A 16,552-nucleotide genomic window follows, 5' to 3' on the forward strand; every position below is an offset into this window, starting at 1 on the left:
GTGACGGATGAAATTTCAGACCGGCGATGACGCCAGGCAGGTCGTCAGGAAGGCGCCGTCGCCATAGAGCAATGGCGGGGCCTCGCCGTCGGCGCAGCGGGTCGCCTCGACCCTGCCGATCAGGATCATGTGGGTGCCGAAGGTAACGCTCTCCGCCAGCCGGCAATCGAAGCTCACGGCGGCATCGGCCAGCACCGGCGCGCCGGTTTCCGCGATGCCCCAGTCGCCGACCGAAAACCGGTCCTCGCGCTGATGGCCGGTGCGGCCCGCAAAGGTTTCGGCAACCGCACGCTGGGCTGTCGCCAGCACGTTGACGGCGAAGACGCCGCGCTGTTCGACCACCGCGGCAATCGAGGTCTCGCGATTGACGCAGGCGACAAGCGAAGGCGGATCGGTCGACAGCGAACAGACCGCCGTCGCGGTGATCCCGCAGCGCCGCCCTTCGGCATCCAGCGATGTGATGATGGTCACGCCGCCGGCAAGTCGACGCATGCCGGCACGGAAGAGTCCGCTTCCCATATTTTCGTTCCCGCGATTACGAATGGATTTCCCATTCATTTTATGTTTAAATTAATCATCCGCCGAACTTGACGAACCGCAATCCGGATTGCGCAACGCCTTGTCCGTTTTCGGCAGACGTGCCTTGTTTTCGATTGGGAAGCCCCCGATGATCGCTGCGCATGCCACACCTTTGAAGCATCACGGACTTGTCGACACCAGAAGCGTCGACGAGGCGCGCGACGCGATCGGCCGCATCTTCTGTCCCCATTTCCTGAGCGTGCGCGACCGGCGCGCCGACGGGTTTCACGCGATCCACAACGCCGTCGAACAGTCTGGCTATTCGGTGAACTTCGTCGCCTATGGCGCGGAGGTTGAAATCGATCCGGGCGAGCTTTCCGATTTCTTTCTGCTGCAGCTTCCGGTCCACGGCGCTGCCCATGTGCGTTGCGGCACGCGGGTGACGGAGGCCGAGGCCGGCCGGCGCGCATCGCTGCTGTCGCCGACGCTCGCCTCGCGCATGGTCTGGCGCCAGAATTGCGAAAAGCTGATCGTGCTGATGCGCCGCCGCGTCGTCGAGGATTTCTTCGAGACGCTGACCCATCGCGCGGCGGCGCCGCTCGAATTCGAGCCCGGCGTCGATTTGACGACGCCGGTGGGTGCCAGCGTCCTGTCCCATGCCCGACTGTTGTTCGAGGCGGCCGAGGGCGGCGCGGCGCTGCCGGATTCCTACCGCGTCATGCTGCGCGACGGGCTACTCTCGCTGCTCCTGACGGGGCTGGAGAACAACCGCTCCGCGATGCTGCATGCGCCGGCGGCCGCGGCGGGGCCGCTATCGGTGCAGAAGGCCGACGACTTCATCCAGACGCATGCGGCCGATACGATCGCGATGGCGGATATCGCCGCCGCCGCCGGCCTGCCGCTGCGCACCCTGCAGGATGCCTATCGCAAGGCCCGTGGCCACACCCTGTCCGACGGCGTGCAGAAGGCCCGGCTGCAGAAATTGCGCGAGCTTCTGCTCAAGCCCGGCCCCGGGCTTTCCGTCGCCGACGCCGTTCTGGCTTCGGGTTTCGGTCATCTCGGCCGCGCCGCCTCCGTCTATCGCACGACCTATGGCGAAAGCCCCTCCGAAACGCTCCGGCGGGTGCGGTCGGCCTGAACGCGGCCGCGGCTAAGGCCTGAGCGTTCCAGCAGCCAGTCGGCAAGCGCTCTGGCGGCGCGGCGGTCCATGCCGTGCTGGGACAGCGCCAGATAATAGACGGAAGCGTGGTCGATGCGGATATCGGAGAGGCGCACCAGCTCACCGCGCGCGAGATAGGGCTCGATCAGCGCCTCCCGGCAAAGCGCAACGCCGAGCCCGCTCAGCGCCGCATCGCAGATCAGCGCCGAGCCGGAGAAGAACAGCCGCCGCCCCTCGCCGTCCGTCGTCGCCTCAATGCCGGCGGCCGACAGCCATGTGCGCCACATCCGCATATCCTCGTCATGCAGCAACGTGGCGCGGGCGATATCGGCTTCGCGTCTGATGTTATGGCGGGCCTGGTAGGACGGCGCGCAGACCGGGATCGCCGCTCCGGCTATGATCGGCTCAGCGCCCTCGGGAATATGCCCGTCCAGCGAAAAGCCGATCATGAGATCGGGCTCCGGGCTCACCGGCTGGTCTGAAATATGCTCCTGAACGTAGACGGAAACATCCGGATGCTCCGCCATGAAGGCTTCGATTTCAGGCAACAGCCAGTTGGGAATGACGAAGCGCAGCGCGGCGATCGAAACCGGCAGTTTCTCGCGCATGGTCAGCCGGTCGATCTCGTGGCGGATCGCGCCGAAGCTCTCGTTGATGACCAGCGCGAGGCTGTCGCCCGCCTCCGTCAGCGCCGTCTGCCGTCCGTCGCGGCGCATCAGGCGAATGCCGGCCCAGTCCTCGATCTGCTTCAACTGGTGGCTGACGGCGGAGTGGGAGACATTCAGCGCCCGCGCTGTCGCCGTCACCGATCCGCTCTGGTGGAAGGCTTCCAGCGTCTTCAGCGCCCTCAGCGGCGGCAAGCGATCCTGGGCCATGTCGGTCTCTCCCGGCTCATGCAAAAATATGTTAGATTTATAGACGAGAAGGGGAAATTTTGTACTTTTTTTGTCGAATTTCTCACCGTAGCCTGTCGTTGATATGTTTTTCAGCTCTGCCGTTTTTGAAGGCATGGCAAACCGGCCGGAGGCACCGAGGATGACCAAAGCGACAATGGGCGACCGCGCGACACTCCGGTTGGCGATGGCGCAGATGTGCTCGTCGAACACCCATGCGCGCAATATCGAGATCGTCACCGGACTTGCCGCCGAGGCCCATGCGGCGGGCGCGGAACTTCTGGCACTTCCGGAGGCGTCCGGCATGGTCAATAAAGATGTCGCTTCCGCCCGCCTTTCCGTCACCGACGAGGCGCGCGATCCGTTCATTGCCGCCTGCCGCGAGCTTGCGGCGAAATACGGGCTGTGGATCCACACCGGCTCGACGCCGCTTGCCGGCGCCGATGGCGGCCGGTTCTCCAACACCAGCCACCTGATCGACGGCAGCGGCGCGATCGTCTCACGCTACGACAAGATCCACCTTTTCGACGTCGATCTGCCGGGCGAGGTCTCGCGCCGCGAGTCCGACCGCTATGCCCCGGGCGGCGAGGCTGTGCTCGCCGAAACGCCGTGGGGGCCGTTCGGCATGTCGGTCTGCTACGATGTGCGCTTCCCGCATCTCTACCGCGATTACGCCCATGCCGGCGCGACGATCCTGTTCATCCCGTCCGCCTTCGCGATATCGACGGGCGAGGCGCACTGGCCGACGCTGCTGCGCGCCCGCGCCATTGAGAACGGCTGCTATGTCGTGGCGGCGGCCCAGTGCGGCCATCACGATGACGGGCGGGAAACCTGGGGCCAGTCGATGATCGTCGACCCATGGGGCACGATCGTGGCAGACATGGACAAGCGCATCGGGCTTGCGGTCGCCGATCTCGACCTTTCGAAGGTGGAAGCGACCCGCCGCTCCATCCCGTCGCTCGCAAATGAGCGCGACTACAGGTTTGAACCGGCGGCGATGCGCCGGGGGCGGCAGACCGCCTGAAGCATCGCGACAGCATCGTCAGCAAAATGGCGGGCAAACGGCGCGCCACAAGAAACGAATTTCAGAGGGATCGCACATCATGTTGAAACGCAGAACGCTACTGACGACCGCCATGCTTGCGCTCGGCGCGGGCGTATCGCCGCTGGCCACGGCCCCGGCCTTCGCGCAGGAGGACACGCGACCGGATTTCGCCTTTGCCGTCGACAATCTGTGGTCGACGCTCGACCCGGTGATCGGCCTTTCGACCACCGGCGGCCGGGTCTACGGCAATGTCTTCGACACGCTGGTGAAGCGGAACTATTTCGAGGACCCTGAAGGCAACACCATCATTCCCGGTCTCGCCACGAGCTGGGAACAGGTGACGCCAACCACCTGGCGGCTGCACCTGCGCGAAGGGGTGACCTTCCAGAACGGCGATCCGATGACCGCCGAGGACGTCGCCTTCTCGCTGTCCGAGGAGCGCCTGTGGGGCGAGGAACCGCTGGCGCCGCGCGGCAAGAATTACGCCCGCGGCCTCGTCGGCGTCACCGTCGTCGATGACTATACGGTTGACCTGGAGACCGCCTTTCCCGACCCGACCTTCATCAACCGTCTGACGACGCCGATCGGCTACGTTCTGCCGAAGGACTATTATGAAAGCGTCGGCACCGAGGCCTTCGGCCAGAAGCCGATCGGAACCGGCCCTTACATGATCACGGATTTCGACCCCTCCGACCATGCCGTGGCCGTCGCCTATGACGATTACTGGGACGGCGCGCCGCCGCTCAAAAGCGTGACCTGGAAGATCGTCCCGGAATTCTCGACCCGCTATGCCGGCCTCGTCTCGGGCGACTACGACCTGATCATGAGCGTTCCGATCGACCAGATGGACGCGGTTGAAGCCACCGACGGCATTCATCTGATCGTCGATCAGATCGGCAATTATCCGATGTTCGCCTTCAACACGCTCACCATCGAAGGCATGGACGACAATCCGCTGGTGGACGCCAATCTGCGCAAGGCGATGGTGATGGCGATCGACCGCGACGCCATTACCGAGGCGCTGTGGAACGGCATGACGTTCACGCCGACGCCGTTCAACTTCCCGGAATACGGCCCCTATTTCGACCCCGACCGCAAGGCGACCTATGGCTATGATCCGGAACGGGCGGCCGAGTTCCTGGAAGAAAGCGATTACGAAGGCCAGACGCTGACCTGGAATATTGTCCGCGGTTTCTACCCGAACTACGAGGCGGCGGCCGAATACATGGTCGAGATGTGGCGCGACCTGGGCATCAATGTCGAGCTCAACATCGTCGATAACTTCTCGCTCGCCTATCAGCGCCCGTTCCACATGCTCAACATGTCGATGTCATCCGAGTTCACCGGCGACCCCTACCGTCCGCTGTGGCTGGACTGGGGCCCGTCGTCAAGCCGCGTCACCGCCGCCCACCGCACCTGGACCCCGACCGAGGCTTTCCTGGAGGATGGCGAGCGGTTCGAGCGGGCGCAAACCTTCGAGGACAAGAATGCCGCCTATCTCGATCTGGTGAAGGACTGGGAAGACGTCACGCCGGGCATGTATCTGTGGCGCAACGTCCAGACCTTCGCCATGAGCGACAAGTATGAGTGGGACCCGGGCAGCTCGCAGCTGACGATCTTCACCAGCGACTTCCTGACGATCGAACCCTAGGAAACGCCGGTGGCTGACAGTCAGACCGACCTGCTCGAAATCCGCGGCCTGACCATAGCGCTGCCGGAGGGAGCGGACCGCGACCATGCGGTCCGTGCCCTCGACCTTTCGATCCGGCGGGGCGAATGCGTCTGTCTCGTCGGCGAAAGCGGCTCGGGCAAATCGATCACCGCGCAAGCCCTGCTCGACATGCTGCCGCGCGGGCTGAAGAAGACCGAAGGCAAGATCGTGTTCGAGGGCGCGCCGCTTCCCGTCGGCGACCGGGCGGCGATGCGCCGCATCAGGGGAGACCGGATCGGCCTGATCTTTCAGGAGCCGGCGGCCACGCTCGATCCGGTGATGACGGTCGGAAAGCAGATCGAGGAACTGCTGCAGGTCCATGGCTTGCGCCCGGCCCGGGCGCGCCGCAATCGCGCCCTGGAGATGATCACGGCCGTGCGGCTTGCCGATCCCGAGCGCATCCACAAATCCTATCCGCACCAGCTTTCCGGCGGTCAGGCCCAGCGGATCGCGATCGCCATGGCCCTGGCGCTGAAGCCGGCGCTCTTGATCGCCGACGAGCCGACGACCGCGCTCGACGTGACCACGCAGGCGGAAATCCTGACGCTGATCCGCGAGCTCCAGCACGAATTCCAGGCCGGCCTGCTGTTCATCACCCACGACCTTTCGGTCGTCGCCGATATCGCCGACCGGGTTATGGTGATGCGCGAGGGCGAGATCGTGGAAACCGGCATGCGCGATGCCATCTTCGAAAAGCCCGGCCATCCCTACACGATCCGACTGCTGGAAAGCCTGCCCAAACCGGGCGCCAAAGCCGCAGGGCCGGACAAGCCGGTGGTGCTGGAAGCGCGCGATATCGCCATCACCTATCATCAGCGCGACGGTGTTTTCGGCAACCGCGCCATCGAGGCCGTGCGCGGCGTATCGCTTGTCCTGAAACGCGGCGAGACCCATGGCCTTGTCGGTCAGAGCGGATCGGGCAAATCGTCGCTGGTGCGCGGCATCCTTCAGCTCGAGCCGCTCTCCGGCGGGACGGTGCTTCTCGATGGCACCGATATCACTGCAACCGGCATGACGCGGGCCATGCGCAAACGCATCCAGCTTGTGCAGCAGGACCCTTTCAGCGCGCTCAACCCGCGCCAGAAGGCCGGGTGGAGCGTTGCCGAGGGCGCGCTGATCCATGGCGCGACCCGGAAGCAGGCAGCCGAACGCGCCCGCGCGATGCTTGCGCTGGTCGGTCTGCCGGAACAGGCCTTCGACCGTTTTCCGCATGAATTTTCCGGTGGTCAGCGCCAGCGGCTCTGCATTGCCCGCGCGCTGGTGGTGGAGCCGGAAATTCTTGTGGCCGACGAGGCGATCTCGGCGCTCGACGTCTCGATCCAGGCGCAAATCCTGGCGCTGTTCGCCTCGCTGCAAAAGAAGCTCGGCTTCGCCATGCTGTTCGTGACCCACGACCTGCGCGTCGCCGCCTCGATCTGCGACGCCGTGACGGTGATGTATCACGGCGAAGCGGTGGAACAGGGACCGGCCTCGACGGTGCTGGTGATGCCGGCCCATGATTATACGCGCACGCTGCTTGAGGCGGTTCCCGACCGCGCCGGTCGCGCGACATCGTCGCTTTCGCACGCCGCACGCGTCACTGCCACGGGAGGCGATCCTTCATGACCCGGGTCATCCTGTTTCGCATTCTGCGCTCACTGGCGACGCTGCTGATCGCGGTGACGATCGTGTTCTTCTTCATTCGCCTGTCGGGAGACCCGGCGCAGGCGCTCGCCCCGCCGGATGCGCCGCCCGAAGTGGTGGAGGCCTATCGCGTCAAGCTGGGGCTCGACAAGCCGCTGCCGGTTCAATACGCCAATTACGTTCTCGGCCTGTTTCAGGGCGATTTCGGCTATTCGATCCACACTGGCAAATCCTCGCTGACGCTGTTTCTCGAACGGCTACCGGCGACCCTGATGCTGGGCGGAACGGCGCTTGCCATCGCGGTGATCTTCGGCATTTCCATCGGCGCGGTCGCAGCCCTCAACCGCAACAGTTTCATCGACCGGCTGGTGATGGGCTTTTCCGTCTTTGCCTTCGCCATGCCGAACTTCTTCTTCGGCCTCGTGGTGATCCTGACGGGCGCGCTGGTCTTCGGCGTCTTCTTCGGCGCGGCGGCGAACGGCCAGATTTCGCTGCTTCTGCTGCTGCCGCCGGCGGCAACGTTGGGGCTTGCCTCGATGGGCGCCTTCGCCCGGTTCACGCGCTCCTCGCTGCTGGAGACGATCAACCAGCCCTTCATGATGGCGCTTGAGGCGCGCGGCGTGCCGGCATCAAGGCGGCTGTGGCGGCATGCCGCGCCCAATGCGGCCATTCCGATCGTCACCATGCTTGGCCTCAGCCTCGGCAGTCTGGTCGCCGGCGCGGTGGTAACGGAGCAGGTCTTCGCATGGCCGGGCGTCGGGCAATTGCTGGTGCGCTCGGTCGCCACCCGCGATATCGCGGTGGTGCAGTTCCTGGTGCTGGCCGTTACCTTCTCGATGACCTTCGCCAACCTCGCGGTCGATATCCTCTATTCGTTTCTCGATCCCCGAATCCGGAGGGCTGCGTCATGAGGACCTTCCGCGATATGCCGCTTGCGGTGCGCATCTCCATCGGCTTCGTCATCCTGTTCGTGCTGTTCGCCCTGTTCGGCGGCTTCCTGACGCCCTATGATTTCCGCCAGACCTCGCTGCTCGACCGGTTCGAGCCGCCGGTCTTTCTCGGCGGCACGTGGGACCACGTGCTGGGCACCGACGGGCGCGGGCGCGATCTGCTGGCCCGCCTTGCCATGGGCGCGAAGGTAACGCTGCTGGTCGCCATTTTCGGCACGCTGATCGGCGCGGTGTTCGGCTCGCTTCTGGGCCTGATCGCCGGCGGGCGGCGCGGCAAGGCGGATACGCTGATCATGATGGCGGTCGATGTCCAGGCCTCCGTGCCGATCATCATCATCGCGCTCTTCGTGCTGGCGCTGTTCAAGAGCAGCCTGTTGCTGATCGTGATCATGGTCGGCTTCAGCGGTTGGGAGAATTATGCCCGTCTGGTGCGCGCCTCCACGCTTTCGGTGCGCGAACGCGGCTATGTCACGGCCGAAAGGGTCCTCGGGGCGTCGCCCGCGCGGATTTATCTGCGCTATATCCTGCCCAATATCTTCAACGTCATTCTGGTGCAGTTCACCATCAACCTGCCGCTGACGGTGCTGCTGGAAACGGCGCTCAGCTTCCTCGGCCTCGGCGTCCAGCCGCCGATGACCAGCCTCGGCCAGATCATGAGCGACGGGCGCGACCGGCTCCTGACGTCGTGGTGGCTAACCATGTTCCCCGGCGCCATCATCTTCTTCCTGGCGCTGTCGGTTTCGATCGTCGGCGACTGGCTGCGCGACCAGCTTGATCCGACGCTGCGCAATGCCGGCCGTCGGGGAACCTGAACCGCCCTACCCTTCCGACAAACGAATGAAAGAGACAATCATGCTGATCGACGCTCTCGCCACGGGTCGGGGTCTCCCCGCCATCGAACCGAAACGCTTCGACAATTCGCGCCTGAGCGGCGTCTACCGGTCGCAACATCCGCAGAGCTACTGGAGCAACGGCCTGTTTCCCGCCGGCTTCCGGCTGACGCTGACCATGCGGTTTGCCGAGAATTTCCTCGCCTATGAAGGCGTCAACGACACCAATCCCGACAAGCTCTATATCAACAAGTTCGATGCCACGCTCGATGACAAGCCGGCGCCGATCGAGGGCAATGCCCGCTACAATGAAGTGCGCATCCGCCAGCTCGGCAGCCACGAATTCCAGGTGCTGGAACAGCTCGATGGCGACGTCATCATCGGCCAGTACTGGTGCTTTTCCGAGGACGCCTCGACCCTGATGCGCTGGGGCGTCGGCAAGGCCCCCGATGGCGCTTCCAAGGCGTTCTTCGAGACCTTCGGCCGCGTCGGAGACTGATGCCGGCCTGAGAGATTCATGAGCAAAATCCGCCACTTTTAATCAATGGCGCATCCTGTCGCAGAGCCCGGAAATACCAAAAAAAGTCCTGCCTGCGGCGGCTTTGCTTATAATTTCCCTGATCAAACCGGATATAACGCGTATTGTCATATGAAGTACCGCTAAAGTGGCGGCCCGGGGGGACAATACGCATGAACAGGTCTGACACTCGGAAAGCGGCGGAGCGTCCCGCAGACCGGAAACGGATGAAATGGATCGCCTCGTCGATCCTGTTCCAGTCCACAGCCCTTGCCGGAACGCTTGCCGGCGTTCCGCTGCCACTCTATTCGCGCGGATATACCCGCGCCTATGCGGCGGTGACGTGCGATCCGTCCTCGGTAAGGACCGAAACGGGTTCAAACATAGACAAAAGCCAGTTTGAGAGCAGAAAAAGCGATATCTATTCTCAGACAATCAGTTGCACGATTTCTTCCGGGACTTTGACCACAACGCAATATGCCTATAGCGGCACCTATATGGCGCTGATCAATCCAGGCGATGGCGGCGGCAGCGATACATACCGCGGTGCGGTCTATGGCGTGCACTCCAACTGGGGCTGGGCCGGTTTTAGTGTGAACGTCACGAATAACGCGACGATTACGGTTACCGAGGCCGCAGACACTTCTTTGCTGTTTGCGCCGGGATATAGCATTCCCTACAGCAATCTGCGTATCGGCAAGACCCAGTCCAACGGGCTGAATGCCGTGTCGCTCGGCGCGCTTAACTGGAGCGGGACTGACACGAACAAGGAAACCGGTGGGGGCGATGGCGGCATTGTTTCGATCGTCAGTTCCGGGGATGTCTCAAGTTCGGTTGGCGGCGGCATTTTTGCCCTCTCGCAAGGAGGGAGCACTCGAGATTCTCACGATAAAGACGGTAGCGCAGGTCGGGGTGGAAGGGTTTCCGTTCATTCAACGGGAACGGTGTCCGGTGCCACTTTCGGTATTGCAGCGCTTAGTCTTGGCGGCCCGGCCACCTATTCAGGTTCGGGTGATTACACCTCGAGCGGATATGCCTACTCTGTTTCGGTCTATACCTCGAAATCCGTTTATGCCACCAAAAGCGGACCGGCCATTCTGGCCGCGTCCTATGGCGGCAATACGCCCTACAACACGAATAGCTTCGCTACAGGCGCCGGCGGCGATGGCGGCGGCAGCAGTTCCGGCGATGTAGAAAATCCCAATGCGACGGCTGCCAGAGTGCAGGTCGGTTCAGCGCAAACGCCAATGGCCGGCAAGATCACCACTCAGTCTGCCGGTGCGATTTACCTTGGGGCCGTCAATCAGAGCGTTCAGCTAACCCGGAAAACCGGTGCGGCGATCATGGCGATCTCGCGATCGGGCGATGGCCTGCCGGGTGGCGGCAAGAAGGCGATGGAAGGCTTCAACGCAAATCCGGTTGCCGTGACGGTCTACGGGGCGTCCTCGACCCTGCTTCAGACCCAAGGCGATTACTCTCCCGGTATTCTCGCCGTGAGCCAGGGCGGAACGTCGTACGAAAGTACAAAGGATGGCCGCGAAGCGCCGGGGGGCACTGGCCTTAACGCCAATGTCGAACTGACCGGCGGCGGGCAGATTATAACCCACGGAGATACCTCAAGCGCCATTATCGCCCAGTCTCTGGGTGGCGGTGGGTCATCGACCTACAAGGGCGAGAACGGATGGGGCGGAGCGGCATGGGACGTGACCGTAACCAATGATTTCGGTATCACCACATACGGCGACCATTCGCACGGCATTATCGCGCAATCTGCATCTGCGGCAGATGGCGGAGGTATTTATACGAATTCAGATGGTCGGACGCTCACCTGGGGCGATACGAGCGCAAACGGATCGACCAGCCGTGACGTTACCGTAACCAATACGGGTAATATCACGGTCCATGGTATCGATTCCCATGGCATCGTGGCGCAATCGATCGGCGGGGGCGGGGGATTGCTGCAATCTGCAGGAACCGTGCCAACAACGAGCCTGTCACAGGGATCTGCGATTTCAAACCCCGAAGATGGTCAGACGGTCGGAGGGCAAAATGCAGGCTCGGTGCCGGGCAGTGTTACGGTCACCAACAAGGGCAATATCTCGACCTATGGCGGTTATGCCGGTGCGAAAACCGCGGCCAGCAGCTCCGACCAGACGGAACTTGGCGGCGGCATCGCCATTCTCGCCCAGTCGATCGGTGGCGGCGGCGGCACCAACAGCGGCACCGGCGCGACGGGCGCGATCGGATCGGGCGAAAGCTCGAGTTCGGCAGTCAAGAGCAGCAGTGACAGCGCCATACCCGGCAGCAATGGCGGCACGGTTGATGTTCACAATTACGGCAATCTGACCACAACCGGCTCGGAGGCGCACGGCATCGTCGCCCAGTCGATCGGCGGCGGCGGCGGCCAGGGGCGCAACAAGAAGGGTCTGTTTCATACGGTCGGTGGCGCGGGCGGGCCTGGGGGCAACGGCGGAGAAGCAACCATCATAACCGAGTCCGCAACAGCGATTGCAACGACCGGCGATTACGCCATGGGCATGGTCGCGCAGTCGGTGGGCGGCGGCGGCGGTGCGGGCGGCCAGGCCACGGCCTGGGGATTGTTCTTTTCCAGCGCGACCGGCGGGTCGGGCGGCGCAGGCGGCGCGGGCGGCACGGCAAAGGTGACGCAGTTCGGCTCCGGCACGCAGGGCGCCAGCGATTACAGCACGCTTTCGACCAAGGGCGACCACGGCACCGGCATACTGGTGCAGTCGATCGGCGGCGGCGGCGGGATCGGCGGCAATGGCAAATCGACCAGCGCCGGTTTCGGCATCGACATCTCGATCGCCCATGGCGGCTCGGGCGCTTACGGCGGCAGCGGCGGCGATGCGAAGGTCTATACCAACGGCGTTGTTGCCACCAGCGGCACGGATGCACAGGGGATCGTCGTCCAGTCGATCGGCGGCGGCGGCGGTTCGGGCGGCCAGGCCTCCTCCAAGGCGATTGCCGCCGGCGTGCCGTTCGATGAGGACGGCAACACGATCTCGTTTTCCGTTTCGATCGCCCATGGCGGGATCGGCGGCGCGGGCGGCGATGGCGGCACGGCCGAGGCGCATGTATACAAGACCTCCAGAATCCAGACCTCCGGCGACGGCGCAGCCGGCCTCGTGGTCCAGTCCATCGGCGGCGGCGGCGGCAATGGCGGGGATGCGACCGCCAGTTCCGTGGCCAAATCGATCACATCATGGCTGGCCGAAGACGAGGAGAAAGTCGACGCGGGCACGGATTTTGCCGTCTCGGTCAATTCCTATGTCGGCGGTTATGGCGGCGTTGGCGGCGTCGGCGGCACGGTCAGCGTCAGCCATTACGGCGCGATCAGCACGACGGGCGGCTATGCCGACGGCATTCTGGCGCATTCGATCGGCGGCGGCGGCGGCAATGCCGGCACCGGCTCCGGCTCGACCAAGGCGGCAGACGGCATCAAGTCGGCCGCGTTGAATATCGGGCTCGGCGCCTATGGCGGCGCGGGCACCAACGGCGGCAGCGTCGACGTGCATATGGATGACGCCGGCGCTTCGATCTACACCGGCGGCCATGTGTCCCGCGGGATCTTCGCCCAGTCGATCGGCGGCGGCGGCGGCTCCTCCTCCGGGGGCGGCGGCAGCGGCGATGCGGACTGGGACATCACCATCGGTCTCGGTGCACAGGGTTCAGCCGGCGGAGATGGCGGCGCGGTCAGCATTTCGAGCGAAGGCGCGATCACCACCAAGGGCGACTGGTCGGATGCGATACTGGCCCAATCGATCGGCGGCGGCGGCGGTGCGGCGGGTTCCGGCAAGAGCTCGCTTTCCATCAAGGAGGACGAGGACGACGACGATGATGACGGCGATGATGATGGCGGGGACGACGCCGAAGCGACGGAAACGTCGCTCGCCATGGTCTCAACCTCGGATGACGATGACGACGGCGGCGATGATGGCGATGACGACGACAAGACCCTCACATTCGGGGTGACCGTCGGCTCGACCGGCGGCGCCGGAGGGGCCGGCGGCGCGGTGACCATAGGGCAGGACAGTTCGGGAACCATCGTCGGCACCGGAACGATCCACACCTTTGGCACGATGTCGGCCGGCATCGTCGCCCAATCGGTCGGCGGCGGCGGCGGCGCGGTGGCGATCTCGTCGGGCAGCGATGATTCCGACGACAGCGATACCTCCAGCAGTTGCGATTCCTCAAGCAGTTCCAGCAGCGACGATTCCAGCTCCGACGACAAGGATAGCTGCGCCACGCTCACCATCGGCTCGGAAGGCGGCAGTGGCGGCGATGGCGGCAACGTCTCGGTTTACGCCGGCAACATCTATACCAGCGGCTTCGCCTCCCACGGCATTGTTGCCCAGTCGATCGCCGGCGGCGGCGGCATCGGTTTTTCCTCCGGTCTTGCCGTTTCCAAGGTCAAGATCGGCCTCGGCGGCAAGGCGGATGGCAGTGCCGGAACCGCCGGCACCGTTACCGTCAAAACCCTCTCCGATACCAAAATCGTTACCAAGGGCGATGCCTCGCAGGGCGTCATCGCCCAGTCGATCGGTGGCGGCGGCGGCCTCGTCGGCGTGGCGCTCGGCACAGCCAATGCGGTCAATGACGATACCATCACCAATGTGCTGAGCGTGACCATGGGGTCCAGCAGCAATTCCGGTTCGGCCCATGGCGGCAAGGTGGCGATCACCCACAGCGGCGCGATCACCACCTATGGCGCGCGCTCGGCGGGCATCGTCGCGCAGTCGATCAGCGGCGGCGGCGGCTTCCTGACGGCAGCCGCTGCGGTCACTGACAAGATATCCTTCGTCCAGGAACAGGCGCCCAACAGCGCCGACGAGGCGTCGGTCACGCTCGAGGACGGCGCCACCATCATTACCTCCGGCGATGGCGCTTTCGGCATACTGGCGCAGACGATTTCCGGCGGCGGTGGCGTGGCGGCTGATCTGGCGCAGAAGCTCAACGCGTCCTACGGCTATTACGGCGGCACGTCGAGCGGCTCGAATTACTACTATTCCGACAGCGGCAACGCGGACAGCGCCGGCATCGTCAACGTTGCGGTCGACGCCGGCGCGTCTGTCCAGACCACCGGCAAATACGCCCACGGCATCGTGGCCCAGGCCATTGGCGGGTCGGGCGGCATCTTCACACAAAACGGCAAGACCTATGCCGGCACACTCGGTCGTTTCAACAACACGAAAGGTTCTGATGCGGATGGCAACACGTCATCTGGCTCGCTCGCCGTGACGATCGGCGGATCGGTTACCGTGACGGACCCGACCGCCTGGGGCGTCTGGGCCCAGACGACCGGCGAGACGATGACGCTGACGCTGGATCAGGGCGGATCGCTGACGGGGTCCAAAGCGGCCGCAGTGGACGGAGAGTTTCAGGGCGGCGCGCTCTATGTTTCCGCGGCCAAGAAGACCAGCGTCACACACAGCAATTCCGGCACATTCACCGGCAATATCGTGCAGCACGACTTCGCCACTTCATCGTCTTCCGCGGCCAATGGCGCGGTGCAGATGGCGGCGCTCGGTGGCACAAGCCTTTTCCTCAATCAGGGAACGGGCACGTTCGTGACCGGCGCGATCGCCGATGTCGACGCTGTGCTCAATGCCGGCAGCATTGACCCGGGCGGCGCGTGGAACACGATTGCCACGACCTTCACCGGCGCTCTCGCCGGCATCGGCTCATCGGGCAGCGCCTATGATGTCGCCGATCTCGGCCTTTCGACCACGTTCTCGCCGTTCAGCTATTTCAAGCGCAGCGACCGGATCGACTGGCGCACGGAAAGCGCCAGCAAGGGCGGGCTGTTCACCAATCTCGATGTCGACATGGAACACGGCACGGCCGACCGGCTGACGATCGAAGGCGACTTCGCCGGGACCTGGGGCGTCGATATCAACGCCAATGCCCTGCTGCCGAACACGCGCAGCGAGTTCCTGACGGCCGAGGGCAGCGACACCTCGTCGCTCACGGCACTTTCCTCGCTGGTCTTCGATTTCACCGACGTTACGAAATCGGCAGAGGGCTGGTACGGTTTCTCGGTCGATGACGCGTATTTCACCGGCAACGGCGTTTCGCTCGGCAAGAATGCCAGCGAGGTTTCGAAGGCGATGCAGCAGGCCTGGGACAAGGTCGCCGATGGCAGCGCCACGGAAGTGAAGTTCGCCGAGGACGAGATTTCGCTCGGCCAGGCCTTCGGCGCGTTCCATCAGTCCGAGCCCGATACCTTCTCCGACATGTTGCTGGAACTCGCCTCGCAGACGGCGGCGGCGCCGCTGGCGGATTCGCCCTCGGCGGCGATTTCCGCGGCCAACAGCGTGCTGTCGTGCCCGGCCTTCGAGACGACCGGCGTGATGATGGATGAGGGCTCATGCGTGTGGAGCCGCGTGCTTGGCGGCGAGACGACGCAGGACGCCCATGGCGATGCTTCCGGCTACACCCAATCCGTCGGCGGGTTGCAGATCGGCGGCCAGACGGAGCTCAGCGATGGCTGGTTCCTGGGCTCGGGGCTCACCTATGAAAGCAGCTGGTTCCGCAATGACAGCGGGTCGGAGAAGCTGGATCAGCAATCCTTCACCGGTGCGGTCGCGCTGAAGCGGGAGATGGGGCCGTGGCTCTTTGGCCTCGTCGGCGGCGCCGGTTACAACTGGGGCGATTCCAAGCGCTATATCAACCTCGACACGCTCTCGGCCACGGCGCGGGGCGAGCCGGATTCGGCGATGTTCTTCGCCCGGTTCCGCGCATCTTATGAAATAGCCCTCGGCGATGAGTATTACATGCGCCCCAAGGTGGATTTCGATGTCATCAACATGCACCAGTTCGGCTATACCGAAACCGGCGCGGGCGCGGTGAACCTGATGGTCGACGGCAATTCCGATACCGCGTTCGGGGTCACGCCGGGCATCGAGTTCGGCGCGCGGATACCGTTCAAGGAGAACTGGCCGGCGCGGCTTTACGGCGATCTCGGCGTGACTTTCCTGACATCGGACGAATGGGAGACGACGGCTCGGTTTGCTGGTCTGTCCTCGATGGACAGCTTCTCGACCTTCACGCCGATCGCCGATACGGTGGGCCATGTCTCGCTCGGGCTCGACCTCGCGCAACGCCAGGGCATGGAGCTGAAATTCCAGTATGACGGCTCGTTCGCCGACGACTATCAGTCGCATGTCGGCTCCGTGCGGTTCGGCTACCGGTTCTGATCAAGCAGCAGGTCACGGCCTGCCGAAAAAAGCTGGAGCGCGGCAAGCCATTGCCGCTCTCCCCAGTCTACGCAACGCACAGGAATAC

10 protein-coding genes are annotated in these 16,552 nt (G+C 64.1%); 8 read left to right on the top strand and 2 right to left on the bottom strand.

Annotation, left to right across the window (positions count from 1 at the left end):
- Positions 1–15: 15 nt before the first annotated feature.
- A complete protein-coding gene (locus Mame_RS20810; protein ID WP_018064490.1) occupies positions 16–519 on the bottom strand; it encodes a flavin reductase family protein in 504 nt (167 codons plus the stop codon).
- A 148-nt stretch (positions 520–667) separates the two neighbouring features.
- Here Mame_RS20810 and Mame_RS20815 point away from each other — a divergent pair, with 148 nt between their 5' ends.
- Positions 668–1,657 carry an AraC family transcriptional regulator gene (locus Mame_RS20815; RefSeq protein ID WP_018064489.1) on the top strand — a complete coding sequence of 330 codons (990 nt, stop codon included), beginning with the start codon at positions 668–670 and terminating at the stop codon, positions 1,655–1,657.
- Here the strand turns inward: Mame_RS20815 and Mame_RS20820 are convergent.
- A complete protein-coding gene (locus Mame_RS20820; RefSeq protein WP_018064488.1) occupies positions 1,609–2,553 on the bottom strand; it encodes a LysR substrate-binding domain-containing protein in 945 nt (314 codons plus the stop codon). The genes Mame_RS20815 and Mame_RS20820 overlap by 49 nt on opposite strands.
- Before the next feature lie 160 nt (positions 2,554–2,713).
- Here Mame_RS20820 and Mame_RS20825 point away from each other — a divergent pair, with 160 nt between their 5' ends.
- From Mame_RS20825 to Mame_RS20855, 7 genes are all read left to right on the top strand, one after another.
- The gene (locus Mame_RS20825) at positions 2,714–3,595 is read left to right on the top strand and encodes a carbon-nitrogen hydrolase family protein (RefSeq protein ID WP_018064487.1); all 882 of its coding nucleotides are present in this window, start codon (positions 2,714–2,716) and stop codon (positions 3,593–3,595) included.
- A gap of 79 nt (positions 3,596–3,674) precedes the next feature.
- On the top strand, positions 3,675–5,267 hold the full coding sequence (locus tag Mame_RS20830; RefSeq protein ID WP_210162243.1) for an ABC transporter substrate-binding protein: 1,593 nt from the start codon (positions 3,675–3,677) through the stop codon (positions 5,265–5,267).
- Between the two features lie 9 nt (positions 5,268–5,276).
- The gene (locus Mame_RS20835; protein WP_018064485.1) at positions 5,277–6,932 is read left to right on the top strand and encodes a dipeptide ABC transporter ATP-binding protein; all 1,656 of its coding nucleotides are present in this window, start codon (positions 5,277–5,279) and stop codon (positions 6,930–6,932) included.
- A complete protein-coding gene (locus tag Mame_RS20840) occupies positions 6,929–7,861 on the top strand; it encodes an ABC transporter permease (RefSeq protein ID WP_018064484.1) in 933 nt (310 codons plus the stop codon). The genes Mame_RS20835 and Mame_RS20840 overlap by 4 nt, the downstream gene beginning before the upstream one ends.
- Positions 7,858–8,712 carry an ABC transporter permease gene (locus Mame_RS20845; RefSeq protein ID WP_018064483.1) on the top strand — a complete coding sequence of 285 codons (855 nt, stop codon included), beginning with the start codon at positions 7,858–7,860 and terminating at the stop codon, positions 8,710–8,712. The genes Mame_RS20840 and Mame_RS20845 overlap by 4 nt, the downstream gene beginning before the upstream one ends.
- A 40-nt stretch (positions 8,713–8,752) precedes the next feature.
- Positions 8,753–9,229, top strand: a complete 477-nt coding sequence (locus Mame_RS20850; protein WP_018064482.1) for a hypothetical protein — start codon at positions 8,753–8,755, stop codon at positions 9,227–9,229.
- 191 nt (positions 9,230–9,420) lie between these two features.
- Positions 9,421–16,464: an autotransporter outer membrane beta-barrel domain-containing protein gene (locus Mame_RS20855; protein WP_155122161.1), complete on the top strand. Its 7,044-nt coding sequence runs from the start codon at positions 9,421–9,423 to the stop codon at positions 16,462–16,464.
- The last annotated feature ends 88 nt before the right edge of the window (positions 16,465–16,552 follow it).

Source organism: Martelella mediterranea DSM 17316, assembly GCF_002043005.1.
In the GTDB taxonomy this organism is placed as follows: domain Bacteria; phylum Pseudomonadota; class Alphaproteobacteria; order Rhizobiales; family Rhizobiaceae; genus Martelella; species Martelella mediterranea.

Coding starts and splice junctions, on each gene's coding strand:
- Mame_RS20810 (WP_018064490.1), bottom strand. CDS start 519: ATGGGAAGCGGACTCTTCCGTGCCGGCATGCGTCGACTTGCCGGCGGC.
- Mame_RS20815 (WP_018064489.1), top strand. CDS start 668: ATGATCGCTGCGCATGCCACACCTTTGAAGCATCACGGACTTGTCGAC.
- Mame_RS20820 (WP_018064488.1), bottom strand. CDS start 2,553: ATGGCCCAGGATCGCTTGCCGCCGCTGAGGGCGCTGAAGACGCTGGAA.
- Mame_RS20825 (WP_018064487.1), top strand. CDS start 2,714: ATGACCAAAGCGACAATGGGCGACCGCGCGACACTCCGGTTGGCGATG.
- Mame_RS20830 (WP_210162243.1), top strand. CDS start 3,675: ATGTTGAAACGCAGAACGCTACTGACGACCGCCATGCTTGCGCTCGGC.
- Mame_RS20840 (WP_018064484.1), top strand. CDS start 6,929: ATGACCCGGGTCATCCTGTTTCGCATTCTGCGCTCACTGGCGACGCTG.
- Mame_RS20845 (WP_018064483.1), top strand. CDS start 7,858: ATGAGGACCTTCCGCGATATGCCGCTTGCGGTGCGCATCTCCATCGGC.
- Mame_RS20850 (WP_018064482.1), top strand. CDS start 8,753: ATGCTGATCGACGCTCTCGCCACGGGTCGGGGTCTCCCCGCCATCGAA.
- Mame_RS20855 (WP_155122161.1), top strand. CDS start 9,421: ATGAACAGGTCTGACACTCGGAAAGCGGCGGAGCGTCCCGCAGACCGG.